This is a genomic window from Streptomyces sp. NPDC088707 (assembly GCF_044752725.1).
GTDB lineage: Bacteria > Actinomycetota > Actinomycetes > Streptomycetales > Streptomycetaceae > Streptomyces.
Map to the genome: position 1 here is coordinate 145,922 of NZ_JBIVLV010000013.1, position 17,097 is coordinate 163,018.

The following is a 17,097-nucleotide window of genomic DNA, read 5'->3' on the forward strand; positions in this document are numbered from 1 at the left end:
CCGCTCCCGGTCGGCGGGAAGGGGCCCCGGCACTGCTCACTGGTGCTTGTAGTGCTTGATCGAGGAGTCCTTGGCCGCTTCGTCGGCGAACTTCTGGATCTTCTTGATCGTCTCTGCAGGGGTGGCGCGGCCGGCCATCATCTCGCCGATGCCCGCGACACCGATCTTCTCCTTCTGGAGGGCGACGTACCAGTCCTGGAGGCGCGGGTTGACGACGTTCTGGCCGGCCTTCTCCAGAGCCGCGACACCGGACTTCAGGCCCGGCGTCAGCTCGATGCCGTCGGTGCCGCCGTTGAACGCGGAGAGGGACTTCACGGACTGCGTGAAGTTCTTGGACGAGGCCTCGCTGAGCATGATGCGCAGCTGCTCCATGCCGCCCTCGGGGTTGGCCGCCTTGGCCGGGACGATGAACGGCTCGCCGCCGGACGCCCACATGGTGCCGAAGGGCATCTTGTCGGAGGCGTCGATGCCGCTCGGGGCGGAGACGGCCAGGTCGAAGTCGGCCGGCATGGTCTTCGCCGCCTCGTTCTCGACCCAGGAGCCGTTCGGGATGAACAGCGCCTTGCCCTCGGTCCAGGCGGTCTGCGACTGGATGTGGTCGAGGCCGGGGGTGCCCTTGAGGATGTAGCCCTTCTGGACGAGCTCGTAGTAGGCCTCGAAACAGGCCTTGACCGCGGGGTGCTCCCAGGCCTTCGGCTCCAGGTTGTCGATGGCGTCCAGGACCTCGCGGCCGCCGACCTTGCCGATCATCGGGTAGAGCGAGAAGGGGAGGTAGTACGGGTGCTTGCCCGCGTACGTCCAGCCCGCGATGCCCTTCTTCTTGGCCTTCTCGCAGACGGCCAGCATCTCGTCCCAGGTCTCCGGGTACTTCGCGTCGAGCGAGTCGAGCAGCTTCTGCGAGTACCAGACGCCGTAGACGGTGTACGCGTAGTAGAGGACCCAGACGGGGGCGCCGTCGAACTGGCCCATCTCGATGATGCCGGGCCGCAGGGTGTCGCGGACCTTCTTGTTCGGGTCGTCGACGGAGGCCGAGTCCAGGAGGGCGGTGAGGTCGGCCAGCTGCTTCTGGCCGACGAGGACGCCCATGTCCATCTGCTCGGCGCCGGAGTTGTCGATGAGGTCCGGCGGGTTGCCGCCGTTGAAGCGCGGCTGGAGCTCCGTGGTGATCTTCTGGGTCGGCGTGAACTTGACCTTGGCCTTGGGGTAATTCGTCTCGTAGACCTTGATCGCGTCCTTGGCGTACTGCTGTCCGAATCCGCCGTCGAAGAGGACGAAATCAAGCGGTGCCGACTCGTTCACCCCGAGCGGGTTCTTGTCGGACTTCGTCCCCTTCTCGACCTTTGCGTTTCCGTCGCCGCTGCTGCTCGCGCAGGCGGAGAGGAAGCCCATGGTCGGCACCGAGATCAGGCCGATCGCGGCAGAACGCTTGATCAGATCGCGACGGCCAAGGCCCTCATTGGTCTGAGCGGAGGTGGATCCCATGCTCAAGTCCTCGCCTTCATTCAGGACTCAGGCGGTGTACCGGTCGCCCGTACTCACTCGCCACAGGCGAAGGGCCCCGCCACCGCGGTCATTTGCAGCCGGGTCGTGCAGGCGTCGGGCCGTCGTGTGATGGAAACGACTGGCTGGACGCCGACAGGTATAGTCCACTTCCCTTCGCCTGAGCAAGATCGAAAGCAGGTTTCTACGGCCATCTTTCCCGAGTTGAGACCTCCGGGATAAGCACGCTGGATCTGCGGCGTTTCGTCCAACCACTCGTCCACCAATCCCCTTGACAGTGGCTCAGACCTCCCCGTAGTGGGGCACCTTGAGGGGGCGGTCGAGGGCGTGGCGAGGACACCGGCAGGCAAAGCGGACATACGGTCGGGATCGAAACAGTTGTGTCACAGACCCCCGGAAAAGTAAGGATCCTGTGAGGGCGACCAGGGATCATAGGGGGACCGCCGACCTCGTGCGTACGTTCGAGCGCCCGGCGGAATTTACTTGTCCCTCTCCCCTATGGAGTACTACGTGGCCAACTCTTCTGGCCTGAACCGCTCGGGCCTCCTGTCCCGTGTCGCGGTCGCCGCGATAGCCGCCGCCCTCGTCGGCACCTCGACCGCCGCGGTCGCGGCGGAGCCGGGCCCGGCGACCAAGGCTCCCACCGCGCCGAAGGCGGACCGCCTGTCCGCCGCGCAGTCGGACCGCGCGTCGGCCTCCGCGGCCTCCGCGACCGCCGCCTCCGGTGCCGCGCTCAACAACCTCTACGGCTGGCACACCAACGGCGACATCATCGGTTACACCCCCGTCGGCGGCGGCGCCATCCAGCGCATCGCCGGGCGCCAGGGCTGGAACTGGGTGGGATACAAGAACTTCACCCAGGCGGACACCGACGCCCGCCCCGACGCCGACGGCTGGTACCACGCCGACGGCTGGTACGCCGTCAACCGCTCGGGCCGACTGCACTTCGCCAGCGACGGTCCGGTCCGCGACCTCGGTGGCGGCTGGAACGCCTACAACCGGGTCATCTCGGCCGGCAACACCGGTGGCGGCGCCCCGGACGACATCCTGGCCCGCGACGGCGCCGGTGTGCTCTGGCACTACCTGGGCAACGGCAACGCGTCCCTGACGCAGCGCTACCGCGTCGGCTCCGGCTGGGACGCGTACACCCAGATCGCGGGCAAGGGCGACGTGACCGGCGACGGCCGCGCCGACGTGGTCGCGCGCGACCGCAGCGGTGCCCTGTGGCTCTACAAGGGCACCGGCAACTACCGCTCCCCCTTCACCAGCCGGACCCGTATCGGCAGCGGCTGGAACATGTACAACCACATCTTCTCCCCCGGTGACCTCACCGGTGACCGCCGTGCAGACCTCGTGGCCCGCGACAGCGCCGGCGCGCTGTGGCTGTACAAGGGCGCGGGCAACTCGTCCAACCCGTTCCCGTCCCGCATGAAGATCGGCACGTCGGGCTGGAACGGCTTCGGCGCCCTGTTCTGATCGACCCGGGCACAGCGCAAGGGCCCCGCTCCTCTTCCGAGGAGCGGGGCCCTTTCCCGTACTACCGGATCCGGCGCTGGTGTCAGCCGCGGATCAGGTTGCGGAGCACGTACTGCATGATGCCGCCGTTGCGGTAGTAGTCCGCCTCACCGGGGGTGTCGATGCGGACGACCGCGTCGAACTCGACACCGGTGTCGGTGGTGACCTTGACCGTGCTCGGCGTGGTGCCCTCGTTCAGCTCCGTGACGCCCGCGATGGAGAAGGTCTCCTCGCCGGTCAGACCGAGCGAGTCGGCCGACTGGCCGGCCGGGAACTGGAGCGGCAGGACGCCCATGCCGATGAGGTTCGAGCGGTGGATGCGCTCGTACGACTCGGTGATGACGGCCTTGACGCCGAGGAGCGCGGTGCCCTTGGCGGCCCAGTCGCGGGACGAGCCGGAGCCGTACTCCTTGCCGCCCAGGATGACCAGCGGGATGCCGGCGGCCTGGTAGTTCTGCGAGGCGTCGTAGATGAACGACACCGGCGCGTCCGCCTGGGTGAAGTCGCGGGTGAAGCCGCCCTCGGTGCCCGGCGCGATCTGGTTGCGCAGGCGGATGTTGGCGAAGGTGCCGCGGATCATGACCTCGTGGTTGCCACGGCGCGAGCCGTAGGAGTTGAAGTCACGACGCTCCACACCGTGCTCGGTGAGGTACTTGCCGGCCGGGGTGTCGGCCTTGATGGCGCCGGCCGGGGAGATGTGGTCGGTGGTGACCGAGTCGCCCAGCTTGGCCAGCACGCGGGCGCCGACGATGTCGGTGACCGGGGTGGTCTCCATCGTCATGCCCTCGAAGTACGGGGGCTTCCGGACGTAGGTGGACTCGGTGTCCCACTCGAAGGTGTTGCCGGTCGGGATCGACAGCGCCTGCCACTGGGCGTCGCCCGCGAAGACGTCCTGGTAGGACTTGTTGAACATGTCCTCGCCGATGGCGTTGGCGACGACGTCGTTGACCTCGGCCTCCGTCGGCCAGATGTCGGCCAGGTAGACGGGCTTGCCGTCCTGGTCGACGCCAAGGGCGTCCTTGGTGATGTCCACCTTCATGGAACCCGCGAGGGCGTACGCGACGACCAGCGGCGGGGAGGCCAGGTAGTTCATCTTGACGTCGGGGTTGATGCGACCCTCGAAGTTGCGGTTGCCCGAGAGCACCGAGGTCACGGCCAGGTCGTGCTCGTTGACGGCCTTGGAGACCTCCTCCGGCAGCGGGCCGGAGTTGCCGATGCAGGTGGTGCAGCCGTAGCCGACGAGGTTGAATCCGACCTTGTCGAGGTACGGGGTGAGACCCGCCTTGTCGAAGTAGTCGGTGACGACCTTCGAGCCCGGGGCGAGGGTGGTCTTGACCCACGGCTTGCGGGTCAGGCCCTTCTCGACGGCCTTCTTCGCGACGAGCGCGGCGGCGACCATCACGTAGGGGTTCGACGTGTTGGTGCAGGAGGTGATCGCGGCGACGGTGACGGCGCCGTGGTCGATCTCGTAGGTCGAGCCGTCGGGGGCGGTCACCTGGACCGGCTTCGACGGGGCGCCGTTGGGGTGGTTCGCCGGGGCGTCGGAGGCCGGGAAGGACTCCTTGCCCGCCTCGTCCACCTCGTCGACGTAGTTGCGCACGTCCTGGGCGAACTGCGCGGCGGCGTTCGCGAGGACGATGCGGTCCTGCGGGCGCTTCGGGCCGGCGATGGAGGGGACGACCGTGGAGAGGTCGAGCTCCAGCTTCTCGGAGAAGTCGGGCTCGGCGGCCGGGTCGAGCCAGAGGCCCTGCTCCTTGGCGTACGCCTCGACGAGGGCGACCTGCTGCGCGGAGCGGCCGGTCAGCTTGAGGTAGTTCAGGGTCTCGCCGTCGATCGGGAAGACGGCGGCGGTGGAGCCGAACTCCGGCGACATGTTGCCGATGGTGGCGCGGTTCGCGAGGGAGGTGGCGGCGACGCCCTCACCGTAGAACTCGACGAACTTGCCGACGACGCCGTGCTTGCGCAGCATCTCGGTGATCGTGAGGACCAGGTCGGTGGCGGTGGTGCCGGCCGGGAGCTCGCCGGTCAGCTTGAAGCCGACGACGCGCGGGATGAGCATGGAGACCGGCTGGCCGAGCATCGCGGCCTCGGCCTCGATGCCGCCGACGCCCCAGCCGAGCACACCGAGGCCGTTGACCATGGTGGTGTGGGAGTCGGTGCCGACGAGGGTGTCGGGGTACGCCTGGCCGTTGCGGACCATGACCGTACGGGCCAGGTGCTCGATGTTCACCTGGTGCACGATGCCGGTGCCCGGGGGGACGACCTTGAAGTCGTCGAAGGCGGTCTGGCCCCAGCGCAGGAACTGGTAGCGCTCCTTGTTGCGGCCGTACTCCAGCTCGACGTTCTCCGCGAAGGCGGAGTTCGTGCCGAACTTGTCGGCGATGACGGAGTGGTCGATGACCATCTCGGCCGGGGAGAGCGGGTTGATCTTCGCCGGGTCGCCGCCGAGCGCCGCGACGGCCTCACGCATGGTGGCGAGGTCGACGACGCAGGGGACGCCGGTGAAGTCCTGCATGATCACGCGGGCCGGCGTGAACTGGATCTCCTGGCTCGGCTGGGCCTGCGAGTCCCAGTTGCCGAGGGCCCGGATGTGGTCGGCGGTGATGTTCGCGCCGTCCTCGGTGCGGAGCAGGTTCTCCAGGAGGACCTTCAGGCTGTAAGGGAGGCGCGCGGAGCCCTCGACCTTGTCCAGCTTGAAGATCTCGTACGACTCGTCGCCCACGCGCAGCGTGCTGCGGGCGTCGAAGCTGTTCGCCGACACGACAGTCTCCTTCATCAATGTGCGCGTATTACCGCCATGCTGCCGCCACGACTCCCTCGCCGATCCGCTAAGGTAAGGCTTAGTTAGGCAAGCCTTACCGGGTGGGCGGCCGCGGTGCGCCGTAAGCAGTTATCTCGATGTCGAGATAACTCTAGTGCATCCCCGCTGCCCGGTCATGCCCGGCATGCCTGTGACGGCCGTCATCCTGACGACCGCCCCACGGGCGACCCCGGAGCGCGGCGGGCGCCCCCGCAGGCGGCGCGGCCCTCACCGGCTCCCCCGGCGGCTCGACCCACGCGGACACAGCCGGGCCGGGACCGTGAGACCGCCCGGCGCGGGGGCCGGCAGGGCCGGGTCGAGCCGGGCCACCAGCGTCGTGATCGCCGTCTCCGCGATGGTCTCGGGCCGCAGCGTCACCGTGGTCACCGGCGGGCCGGTCTCGGCGTACGCCGGATCCTCGCTGGCGCAGACGAGGAGGAGGTCGTCGGGGATCCGCAGACCGTGGCGGGCCGCCGCGGCCAGGACCTGCCGGCCGCCGGGGTCGTACAGGGAGTGGACCGCGTCGCAGGACCGGTCGGAGAACGCCCGGTCGAAGGCGTGGCCGGGCGCGTCCGCCGGGTCGAAGGTGATCACCGACGGCTCCCGGCCGCGCTCCCGGCACCATTCCTCGTACGCCCGGGTCACGGCGCCGGTGTAGTACTCGCGGCCGTACCCGGCGTGCAGGGCGATCCGGCGCGCACCGGCGGCCGCCAGGTGGTCGAGGACCTCGCGGGTGGTCGCGGCGTGGTCGTTGTCGACCCAGACGTCGCCGGGGTGCGGGTCGGTGGGCCGGCCGTCGAAGACCACCGGGATGTCCCGGGCCCGCAGGGCGCGCAGCACCCGGTCGTCCTCGGGGCTGTCGAGCAGGAGCATGCCGTCGACGGTCAGGGTGTGCCACAGGGTCTCGCCGCCGCGCGCCGCGGGCAGGACCGTCAGCGCGTAGCCGAGGGAGTGCGCGGTGGCCGCGGCGGCGGTCAGCAGCCGGGAGAAGTAGGGGACCTCCAGGTAGTTCCAGGGCGCGCCCGCGTAGGTGGTGACGGCGAGGCCGAGCGTCCCGGTCCGGGTGAGGGGCGTCCGGCGCGAGCCGTAGCCGAGGGCCGCCGCCACCTCGCGGACCCGCCGCCGGGTGGACTCACCGAGCCGGCCCGTGCCGTTGAGGGCGTGGGACACGGTGGCGGTGGACACCTCCGCGGCGCGGGCGATGTCGGTGAGGGTGGGCCCTGACATGCGCGCCATCGTACGGATTTCGCGGTCCGGGGAGGGTACTGGTTACGACGTTAATCAGCGAACGTCCGGCCACAGCCAATGTTTGGAGTGGTCATGACTTCTTCCCTGAGCCGGCGCACCGTTCTCGCCGCCGCCGGCGCGGCGGGTCTCGTCGGGGTCGCCGGGAGCCCCGCGGCGGCGGGCTCGCGCCGCCGGTCGGCCGCGCTGGTCGTGCACAACGCCCGGGTGTTCACCGGGAGGTCCGGCGGCCGTCCCGTCGAGGCCGTGGCCGTCGGCCGCGACGGCCGCATCCTGGCGACCGGGCGGGGCGGCGAACTGCGCCGCCTCGTCGGCCGGGACACCGAGGTCGTCGACGCGCGCGGCGCGACCGTGATGAGCGGCATCCACGACGGCCACGTCCACCCCCTGGGCGCGGGCAGCCGCTCGCTGCGGCCCTCCCTCGAAGGGGCGGAGACGACGCGGGAGGAGCTGCTCGCGATCCTGACCGGCTTCCTGAAGGACAGCCCGGGGCAGGAGCCGGACGGCTGGCTCGTGGTGGAGGACTGGAACCCGATCGGCCTGCTGCCGCAGGGCTCGCTCCCCCACCACTCGCTGCTCGACGCCCTGCCCACCCGCCGTCCGGTCGCCCTGGTCGGCGGCGACGGCCACAACATCTGGGTCAACGGCCGCGCGCTGGAGATCGCCGGCATCACGGCCGCCACGCCGGACCCGGTGGGCGGGAAGATCGTGAAGGGCGCGGACGGCCGGCCGACCGGCGTCCTCAAGGACGACGCCCAGCCGCTGGTCACCCGGCACATCCCGGAGCCGAGCGAGGCCGAGCTGGTCGCGGCCTGCGCGCGGGTGCTCGCCCAGGCGGCGGCCTCGGGGGTCACCACGATGATGGACGCCCTGGTCGGACGCGGGGAGCTGGCCACGTACCGGGCGCTCGCGGCGGCCGGGAAGCTGCCGCAGCGGATCGTTCCGGCGATCCGGCTCGACCCGGACCAGGCGAAGGACCCGGCGGCGGCGCTCGCGTACGCCCGGGGGCTGCGCCGGGAGTTCGGCGACGTGCGGGGGCTGCGCTTCGGGATGATCAAGGTGTTCCTCGACGGGGTGATCGAGTACCCGGCGCAGACGGCGGCGCTCCTCGAACCGTATCTGGACGGAGCGGGTCACCCCACCACCAACCGGGGCGAACTGTATGTATCGGCCCAGGACTACGGGCGTCTGTCGGCCGTCTTCAACCGGGCCGGCTGGCAGATGCACGCCCACGGCCTGGGCGACCGGGCCGTACGGACGGCGCTCGACGGATACGCGTACGCCCGCCGCGTCACCGGACTGCGCGACCCGCGCAACGCCGTCGCCCATCTCCAGCTGGTGAACCCGGCCGATCTGCGGCGCTTCGCCCAACTGGGCGTGGCGGCCTGCATGCAGCTGCAGTGGGCGTCGGCGGACACCTGGACGATGGAGGCGCTGCTGCCGTACATCGGGCCCGAGCGGCACCGGTGGATGTACCCGGCGCGCTCCCTCGAACGCCACGGCGCCGTGCTCTCCGGCGGCTCGGACTGGCCGGTGGACGCGCTCCAGGTGTGGAACCAGATCCGGACCGCGATCGACCGGCAGGGGGCGTACGGCCAGGGGCCGCTCCACCGCGACCTCGAGAGCCTGAGCCGCGCCTCGACGCTGCGGATGCACACGTACGGCACGGCCTGGCAGCTGCGGATGGACGGGGAGACCGGGACGATCCGGGAGGGACGGGCGGCCGACCTCCTGGTTCTCGACCGGAATGTAATGAGTTGTCCGGTCGCGGACATCAGTGACACCGCGGTGCGGCTCACTCTGGTCGGGGGCCGCGTGGTCCATGACGCGGAGTCGGCCTCGGGACGTTCGGCCTCCGCGGGGCTGGCCCGCGCGGCGTCCGCGCCGCGGCCCTCGACGTACGCGGCGGTGCACGGCGGCCGGCACCGGGCGTGCGGCTGCGCGGCGCACTGAACCCGCCCCGGAAGGCGCCCGTACGGCCGCGGACGAATTGCCGCGGCCGTGCGGGCGGCCGACGATCGGGACATGTTCAGTGGCGCGCATGTGATTCTCTACACGCGGGACGCGGAGGCCGACCGGGCCTTCCTCAAGGACGTCGCGGGCTTCCCGCACGTGGACGCCGGGCGCGGCTGGCTCATCTTCAAGCTGCCGCCCGCCGAGGTCGCCGTCCACCCCACGTCGGAGGAGCCGAAGCACGAGCTCTATCTCATGTGCGACGACCTCACCGCGACCCTGAAGGACCTTGAGGACCGGGGCGCGGAGATCTCACGCGCCATCACCGACCAGGGCTGGGGCCTGCTCGCCGCCGTACGGCTGCCGAGCGGGACCGAACTCCCGCTGTACGAGCCGCGCCACCCGACCGCGCACAGCCTGTCACCCTGATGGCCTACCCCAACAGCAAGCACCATCTCATATCTGAGATAACGTGACGCCATGGCAGACGACTACCTCGTACGCATCGGCAAGCTCATCCGTGACGCCCGGCAGCACCGCGGCTGGACGCAGACGCAGCTCGCCGACGCACTGGCCACAAGCCAGAGCGCCGTCAACCGGATCGAGCGCGGCAACCAGAACATCAGCCTTGAGATGATCGCCCGGATCGGCGAAGCCCTCGACAGCGAGATCGTGTCCCTGGGTTACGCGGGACCCATGCACCTCAGGGTCGTCGGCCGCCGCCGGCTCTCGGGCGCCATCGACGTCAAGACGAGCAAGAACGCCTGCGTCGCACTGCTCTGCGCCTCCCTCCTCAACAAGGGCCGCACGGTCCTGCGCCGGGTCGCCCGCATCGAGGAGGTCTTCCGGCTCCTGGAGGTGCTGAACTCCATCGGGGTGCGCACCCGCTGGGTGAACGACGGCGTCGACCTGGAGATCGTGCCGCCGGCCGAGCTGGACATGGACTCGATCGACGCCGAGGCCGCGATCCGCACCCGCTCGATCATCATGTTCCTCGGCCCGCTGCTGCACCGCATGGACCGCTTCAAGCTGCCGTACGCCGGCGGCTGCGACCTCGGTACGCGCACGATCGAGCCCCACATGATCGCGCTGCGCCGCTTCGGCCTCGACATCACCGCCACCGAGGGCATCTACCACGCCCAGGTCGAGCGCTCCGTCTCCCCCGACCGCCCGATCGTGCTGACCGAGCGCGGCGACACCGTGACCGAGAACGCCCTGCTCGCGGCCGCCCGCCACGACGGCGTGACCGTCATCCGCAACGCCTCCTCCAACTACATGGTCCAGGACCTGTGCTTCTTCCTTGAGGCCCTGGGCGTACGGGTGGACGGCATCGGCACCACCACCCTCACCGTGCACGGCGTGCCGCAGATCGACGTGGACGTCGACTACTCCCCCTCCGAGGACCCGGTCGAGGCGATGAGCCTGCTGGCCGCGGCGGTCGTCACGGAATCCGAACTGACCATCCGCCGGGTCCCGATCGAGTTCATGGAGATCGAACTCGCGGTCCTGGAGGAGATGGGCCTCGACCACGACCGCTCCGCCGAGTACCCGGCGGACAACGGCCGGACGCGCCTGGTCGACCTGACGGTCCGCCCCTCCAAGCTGGAGGCGCCGATCGACAAGATCCACCCGATGCCGTTCCCCGGCCTGAACATCGACAACGTCCCCTTCTTCGCGGCGATCGCGGCCACGGCGCAGGGCAAGACGCTGATCCACGACTGGGTCTACGACAACCGGGCCATCTACCTCACGGACCTCAACCGTCTCGGCGGCCGCCTCCAGCTCCTCGACCCCCACCGCGTCCTGGTGGAGGGCCCCACCCGCTGGCGCGCCGCCGAGATGATGTGCCCGCCGGCCCTGCGCCCGGCGGTGGTCGTCCTCCTGGCGATGATGGCGGCCGAGGGCACGTCGGTCCTCCGGAACGTGTACGTCATCAACCGCGGCTACGAGGACCTGGCGGAGCGCCTGAACTCGATCGGCGCGCAGATCGAGATCTTCCGGGACATCTAGGCACCGGACCCCCGAGGCCCCCTCGCTCTTCCGGGCGAGGGGGCCTTGTCCGTAGCCCGGGCACGGCGGCTCAGGCGCCCACGCCCGGTCCGACCCCGCCCTTGAGGCGGTCGATGTCCGACTGGCGGACCTTGATGACGAAGAGGGAGATCAGGAGGCCGACCACGGCGAACACCGCTGCCGTGACGAAGCCCGCGGAGACGCCGGAGGTCAGTACCTCGTCGCCCCAGGGCGGCGGGAGCACGCCCGTTCTGGCGAACTCGGCCTTCTGCAGCGGGCTCGCCTGGGCGAGGAAAGCCGGTACCGCGGTCTCCGCCTCGTTGCGGCTGGCCGTGCCGAAGACCGTCACCAGGATCGAGAGGCCCAGCGAACCGCCCACCTGCTGCATGGCGTTGAGCAGGCCGGACGCGGCGCCCGTGTCCCGTTGTTCGACGTTCGACAGCGCCATGATGGTCAGCGAGACGAACATGAAGCCCATGCCGAGGCCGAAGACGAGGATCGGGCCGAGGATGCTTCCCAGGTACGTGGAGTCCACGTCCGTGAGGGTCAGCCAGGCGAGTCCTGCCGCCGCGAGCACCGAACCGGTCACCATGAAGGGTTTCGGCCCGTACCGGGGCAGCAGGTTGGAGGTGAGGCCGGCGCCCACTCCGATGATGGCGCTGACCGGCAGGAACGCGAGACCCGTCGCCAGCGGGCTGAAGCCGAGCACCTGTTGGACGAACAGGGTGAGGAAGAAGAACATCCCGAAGATCGCCGCGGCCAGGCACAGCATGATGGCGTAGGTGCCCGAGCGGTTGCGGTCGGCGAACATGCGCAGCGGTGTGATGGGCTGCTGGGAACGCCGTTCGATCAGGAGGAAGACGCCCAGGAGCACGACCGCCGCGATGAACGAGCCGATCGTGAGAGGGTCGCGCCAGCCTTCCTGGGCCGCCCGGATGAACCCGTACACGAGGGCCACCATGCCGAGGGTCGAGGTGAGCGCGCCGGCGAGGTCGAAGTGGCCGGGGCGCCGCTCGGACTCCTTGACGTGACGGGGGGTGAGGATGGCGATGACCACGGCGATGGGGACGTTGACGAAGAAGATCCAGCGCCAGTCGAGCCATTGGACGAGCATGCCGCCGGCCACCAGGCCGATCGCGCCGCCGCCGGCCGAGACTCCCGCGAAGACGCCGAACGCCCGGTTGCGTTCCGGGCCTTCGTCGAAGGTCGTGGTGATCAGCGAGAGGGAGGTCGGCGAGGCGATGGCACCGCCGACGCCCTGGAGGGCACGGGCGGCGAGGAGTTGCCACTCGCTCTGGGCCAGTCCGCAGAGCAGCGAGGCGAGTCCGAAGAGCAGCACGCCGAAGATGAAGACGCGGCGGCGGCCGAGGATGTCGCCCGCGCGGCCGCCGAGGAGCAGCAGACCGCCGAAGGTCAGCGTGTAGGCGTTGACGACCCAGGCCAGGCTGGTGGTGGAGAAGTCCAGCGCGGTCTGGATGTGCGGGAGCGCGATGTTCACGATGGTGATGTCGAGCACCACCATCAGCTGACACGACGCGATCACGAAGAGTGCGATGCCCTTGCCGTCTCCCCCGCTCTTGCGGGGTGCGGTCGCCGTGGGGCTCGGCTTCGGTGTGCTAGTCATGGCTGTTCATGGCGCGCAACGCCCTCACCTGTGGCAGCCGTGGGCCGGTCGGTCCACCTTTCGACACTAAGCCCGGCCCACGCGGGTGACCAGTTGATCAATGGGGGGACGGTTCCTCCAGGACCGCGAAGCCGTCCAGCTCCACCCGTGCCTGCTCGTCCCAGAGCCGTACGACTCCGATCACGGCCATCGCCGGGTAGTCGCGGCCCGCCAACCGCCGCCAGATCCGGCCGAGTTCGGGCGCGTGGGCGCGGTAGTCGTCGACGTCGGTGGTGTAGACGGTGACGCGGGCGAGGTCGGCCGGAGTGCCGCCGGCGTGGCGCAGGGCGGTGAGGAGGTTGGCGAGCGCGGTGGTGAACTGCTCGGTCAGGGTGTCCCCCACGACCGCGCCGTCGCTGTCGAGGGCGGTCTGTCCGGCGAGGAAGACCAGCCGGGTGCCGGTGGCGGTGACGGCGTGGGAGAAACCGGTGGGCGGGGCGAGTTCGGCGGGGTTGTGCCGGTGCAGGCTCATGGGGTCGGCTCCTCCTGGCGGGGGTGGGACCGTCGGTGGGTCGCGTACAGCTCCTTGGCGATGATCGTGCGCTGGACCTCGGTCGCCCCCTCGTAGATGCGGGGTGCCCTGACCTCGCGGTAGAGGTGTTCGAGGAGGTGGCCGCGCTGGAGGGCGCGGGCGCCGTGGAGTTGGACGGCGGAGTCGACGACGTACTGCGCGGTCTCGGTGGCGAGGAGTTTGGCCATGGCGGAGCGCCGGGGCACGTCCGGGTCGCCGTCGTCGTACGCCGTGGCCGCCGCGTAGACCAGGAGGCGGGCGGCCTCGGTGCGGGTGGCCATCTCGGCGATCCGGTGCGCCACGGACTGGAGGTCGGCGAGGTGTCCGCCGAAGGCGGGGCGGTCGGCGGTGTGGGCGAGGGCGGCGTCGAGGGCGGCCTGGGCCATGCCGACGGCGAAGGCCCCGACGCTGGGCCGGAAGAGGTTGAGGGTGGTCATGGCGACCCGGAAGCCCCGGTCGGGTTCGCCGAGCAGGTCGTCGGGGCCGACGGGGACGCCGTCGAAGGTGAGGGTGCCGAGGGCGTGCGGGGCGAGCATGTCGAGGGCCTCGCCGCCGAGTCCCGGCCGGTCGGCGGGGACGAGGAACGCGGTGACCCCGCGGGCTCCGGCGTCCGGGGTGGTGCGGGCGAAGACGGTGGCGAAGTCGGCCTCGGGGGCGTTGGAGATCCAGCGCTTCTCGCCGTACAGGCGCCAGCCGCCGGCTCCGTCGGGGCGGGCCTCCAGGGCCAGCGCGGCGGCGTCGGAGCCGGCGTCGGGCTCGGAGAGCGCGAAGGCGGCGACGGCGCGTCCCGCGGTGGCCTCGGGGAGCCAGCGGGCGCGCTGCGCGGGGGTGCCGAAGGCGGCGACGGGGTGGGTGCCGAGGCCCTGGAGGGCCAGGGCGGTCTCGGCCTCGGTGCAGGTCCTGGCGAGGGATTCGCGCAGGAGGCAGAGTTCGAGGGCGCCCGCCTCGAAGAGCCGGGCGAGGAGGCCGAGCTCGCCGAGGGCGGCCACGAGGGGGCGGTTGACCCGGCCCGGTTCGCCCTTGCCGGCGAGGGGCTTCAGGTGGTCGGCGGCGAGGGTGCGGAGCTCCGCACACCAGGTGGTCTGTGCCGGATCGAGCGAGAATGCGGGCATGTGGGCCCTCTCTGACGCCCTCGGGCGTCTTCGTCCCCGCACCGGGCGGTGTGCCTGTGCCGTCCGGTGCGTGCGTCCCTGCGCCGTACGGCGTCCGCGCGCCGTCCGGTGCCTTCGTCAGGGCGCTCACAAGCACCCTTGTCGCGAACCGTTGACTGCCGTCACCAACACGATACGCTCGTGGGGCGACGGTCGACCCCACCACGACAGGGGGACGGACTCATGGAGCTGACACCCTCGGCCCACCTCGACACCTTCGCCCGTGACCGGCTGCCTCCGCCGGACCGGTGGCCGCGTCTCCTCTTCGACCTCCCCGAGCTGGTGTACCCCGAACGGCTCAACTGCGGCGCCGAGCTCCTCGACCGTACGGCGGAACGATTCGGCGCGGACCGGCCCGCCTTCCACGACGGCGAAGGCGGCGTCTGGACCTACGGAGAGCTCCAGGACCGGGTCGACCGCATCGCCCATGCCCTCACCTCCGACCTGCGGGTCCGGCCCGGCAACCGGGTCCTCCTGCGCGGCCCCACCACCCCCTGGCTCGCCGCCTGCTGGCTCGCCGTGATGAAGGCCGGCGCGGTCGCCGTCACGGTCCTCGCCCAGCAGCGCGCCCCCGAGCTGGCCACGATGGCCGACGCGGCCCACTGCACCCACGCCCTCTGCGACGTCCACAGCCTCGACGAGCTCCTCGCAGCCCGGATACCCGGGCTCCGCGTCACCCCCTTCGGCGGGGAGGGCCCGGACGACCTGCTCACCCTCGCGGCCCGCCGCCCCGGCCCGTACCCGGCGGTGGAGACGGCAGCCGACGACGTGGCCCTCATCGCCTTCACCTCCGGCACGACCGGGCGGCCCAAGGGCTGCGTCCACTTCCACCGGGACGTCCTGGCCATCGCCGACACCTTCTCCGCGCACGTCCTGCGCCCGCTGCCCGACGACGTCTTCGCCGGTTCGCCGCCGCTCGCCTTCACGTTCGGCCTCGGCGCGCTCGTCGTCTTCCCCCTGCGGGCCGGGGCGAGCGCGGTCCTCCTCGAACAGGCCGGACCCAAGCAGCTGCTCGCCGCGATCGAGCGGCACCGGGTCTCGGTGCTCTTCACCGCCCCGACGGCCTACCGGGTCATGCTCGACGAGCTCACCCAGGGCACGGCCCCCGACCTGGGCTCCCTGCGGCGCTGCGTCTCGGCCGGGGAGAACCTGCCGGAGACCACCTGGAAGGCCTGGTACGCGCGCACCGGTCTGCGCCTGATCAACGGCATCGGCGCCACGGAACTCCTGCACATCTTCATCTCCGCCGCCGACGGCGACATCCGCCCCGGCGCCACGGGCCGCCCCGTGCCCGGCTGGCAGGCCAGGGTCGTCGACCACGCGGGCAGGGACGTCCCGGACGGCGAGGAGGGGCTGCTCGCGGTGCGCGGCCCGGTCGGCTGCCGCTATCTGGCCGATCCCCGCCAGACGGAGTACGTACGGGAGGGCTGGAACGTCACGGGCGACACGTACGTCCGCGAGCCCGACGGCTACTTCCGCTACGTCTCACGCGCCGACGACATGATCATCTCGGCCGGGTACAACATCGCGGGACCCCAGGTCGAGGAGGTGCTCCTCGACCACCCGGACGTGGTGGAGACGGCGGTCGTGGGCCGCCCCGACGAACTGCGCGGGCAGGTCGTCGTCGCCTACACGGTGGTACGCGACGGGGTGCCGCGCGACGCGGGCACCGCCGCCGCGCTGCGCGCCTTCGTCCGCGCCCGGCTCGCCCCGTACAAGTCGCCCCGCGAGGTCGTCTTCCTGGACGCGCTGCCGCGCACCCCCACGGGAAAGCTCCAGCGCTTCCGGCTGCGCGACCCGGCGTGACGCCCGCCCCGGCCCGGCCGGCGCGCCACCCTCTAAAGTGATCACGTGGCCGAGCAGCACACCCCCCGATCCCTGATCGTCTCCCTCTACGGCGCGTACGGCCGTGCGCCCGACGGGTCGCCGATGCCGGTGGCCGCGCTCATCCGGCTGCTCGCCGTCCTCGGGGTGGACGCGCCCTCGGTGCGTTCCTCGGTGTCGCGGCTGAAGCGGCGCGGACTGCTGCTGCCGGGCCGGACGGCCGACGGGGCCGCCGGATACGCCCTCTCGGACGACGCCCGCAGGCTCCTGGACGACGGCGACCGCCGGATCTACGCCCATACCGAGCCCAAGCTCTCCGAGGGCTGGGTCCTGGCCGTCTTCTCGGTGCCCGAGGCCGAGCGGCACAAGCGGCACCTGCTGCGCTCCCGGCTCGCCCGCCTGGGCTTCGGCACGGCCGCGCCCGGCGTCTGGATCGCACCCGCGCGGCTGTACGAGGAGACCCGGAACACCCTGGAGCGCCTGGAGCTCTCCCCGTACGTGGACCTCTTCCGGGGCGACCACCTGGGGTACGCGGCGACGGCCGGGGCGGTCGCCCGCTGGTGGGACCTGCCGGCCATCGCCCGGCTCCACGAGGAGTTCCTGGCGGCCCACGAACCGGTGCTGCGGGCCTGGCGTGCGCCCTCGGGGGCTCCGGAGGCCCCGGGAGGCACGGCCGCCCCGGGAGGCGCGGAGGCGGCCTACCGGGACTATCTGCTCGCCCTGGACTCCTGGCGCCGGCTGCCGTACGCGGACCCGGTGCTCCCGGCGGAGCTCCTGCCCGACGACTGGCCGGGCCGGCGCTCGGCCGAGGTCTTCACGGCCCTGCACGAGCGGCTGCGGGACCGTGGCGCGGAGTTCGTCCGCCCGTACGTGTCCGGGGCCGCGAACGGGTCCGTGACGTGACCGGGTCCGTGACGTGACGACC

General features: G+C 71.3%; 12 protein-coding genes. 6 read left to right on the forward strand and 6 right to left on the reverse strand.

Annotation, left to right across the window (positions count from 1 at the left end; translation table 11 throughout):
* Window positions 1-36: 36 nt before the first annotated feature.
* Window positions 37-1,482 (reverse strand): N-acetylglucosamine/diacetylchitobiose ABC transporter substrate-binding protein, encoded by a 1,446-nt coding sequence (gene ngcE, locus ACIP84_RS32580; protein WP_401802809.1) that lies wholly within the window; start codon window positions 1,480-1,482, stop codon window positions 37-39.
* A 528-nt stretch (window positions 1,483-2,010) separates the two neighbouring features.
* On the opposite strand from ngcE, the gene ACIP84_RS32585 reads away from it, so the two are divergent.
* Window positions 2,011-2,976, forward strand: a complete 966-nt coding sequence (locus ACIP84_RS32585; protein WP_355959832.1) for a VCBS repeat-containing protein — start codon at window positions 2,011-2,013, stop codon at window positions 2,974-2,976.
* A gap of 82 nt (window positions 2,977-3,058) precedes the next feature.
* Here ACIP84_RS32585 and acnA read toward each other — a convergent pair whose 3' ends face one another.
* On the reverse strand, window positions 3,059-5,776 hold the full coding sequence (gene acnA, locus ACIP84_RS32590; RefSeq protein ID WP_355959829.1) for an aconitate hydratase AcnA: 2,718 nt from the start codon (window positions 5,774-5,776) through the stop codon (window positions 3,059-3,061).
* Window positions 5,777-6,043: 267 nt separating this feature from the next.
* Window positions 6,044-7,042 carry a LacI family DNA-binding transcriptional regulator gene (locus tag ACIP84_RS32595; RefSeq protein ID WP_401802813.1) on the reverse strand — a complete coding sequence of 333 codons (999 nt, stop codon included), beginning with the start codon at window positions 7,040-7,042 and terminating at the stop codon, window positions 6,044-6,046.
* 93 nt (window positions 7,043-7,135) lie between these two features.
* On the opposite strand from ACIP84_RS32595, the gene ACIP84_RS32600 reads away from it, so the two are divergent.
* The 3 genes from ACIP84_RS32600 (at window position 7,136) to ACIP84_RS32610 (ending at window position 11,023) form a co-directional block, all read left to right on the forward strand.
* Window positions 7,136-9,013, forward strand: a complete 1,878-nt coding sequence (locus ACIP84_RS32600) for an amidohydrolase (protein WP_401802816.1) — start codon at window positions 7,136-7,138, stop codon at window positions 9,011-9,013.
* 72 nt (window positions 9,014-9,085) lie between these two features.
* Window positions 9,086-9,442, forward strand: coding sequence for a VOC family protein (locus ACIP84_RS32605; RefSeq protein WP_073906589.1), 357 nt, complete (start codon window positions 9,086-9,088; stop codon window positions 9,440-9,442).
* A gap of 51 nt (window positions 9,443-9,493) precedes the next feature.
* On the forward strand, window positions 9,494-11,023 hold the full coding sequence (locus tag ACIP84_RS32610; protein ID WP_355959819.1) for a UDP-N-acetylglucosamine 1-carboxyvinyltransferase: 1,530 nt from the start codon (window positions 9,494-9,496) through the stop codon (window positions 11,021-11,023).
* 70 nt (window positions 11,024-11,093) lie between these two features.
* Here the strand turns inward: ACIP84_RS32610 and ACIP84_RS32615 are convergent, their stop codons facing one another.
* The 3 genes from ACIP84_RS32615 to ACIP84_RS32625 all read right to left on the reverse strand — a co-directional run bounded on the left by ACIP84_RS32615 (window position 11,094) and on the right by ACIP84_RS32625 (window position 14,309).
* Window positions 11,094-12,647 (reverse strand): MFS transporter, encoded by a 1,554-nt coding sequence (locus ACIP84_RS32615; protein ID WP_355959817.1) that lies wholly within the window; start codon window positions 12,645-12,647, stop codon window positions 11,094-11,096.
* A gap of 97 nt (window positions 12,648-12,744) precedes the next feature.
* The gene (locus ACIP84_RS32620) at window positions 12,745-13,158 is read right to left on the reverse strand and encodes a RidA family protein (RefSeq protein WP_355959815.1); all 414 of its coding nucleotides are present in this window, start codon (window positions 13,156-13,158) and stop codon (window positions 12,745-12,747) included.
* On the reverse strand, window positions 13,155-14,309 hold the full coding sequence (locus ACIP84_RS32625) for an acyl-CoA dehydrogenase family protein (protein WP_401802820.1): 1,155 nt from the start codon (window positions 14,307-14,309) through the stop codon (window positions 13,155-13,157). The genes ACIP84_RS32620 and ACIP84_RS32625 overlap by 4 nt, the downstream gene beginning before the upstream one ends.
* Window positions 14,310-14,531: 222 nt before the next feature.
* On the opposite strand from ACIP84_RS32625, the gene ACIP84_RS32630 reads away from it, so the two are divergent.
* Window positions 14,532-16,154, forward strand: coding sequence for an AMP-binding protein (locus ACIP84_RS32630; RefSeq protein WP_355959811.1), 1,623 nt, complete (start codon window positions 14,532-14,534; stop codon window positions 16,152-16,154).
* A 45-nt stretch (window positions 16,155-16,199) separates the two neighbouring features.
* Complete coding sequence (locus ACIP84_RS32635; RefSeq protein ID WP_401802822.1) at window positions 16,200-17,075, forward strand: PaaX family transcriptional regulator C-terminal domain-containing protein; 876 nt, start codon at window positions 16,200-16,202, stop codon at window positions 17,073-17,075.
* Window positions 17,076-17,097 lie beyond the last annotated feature (22 nt).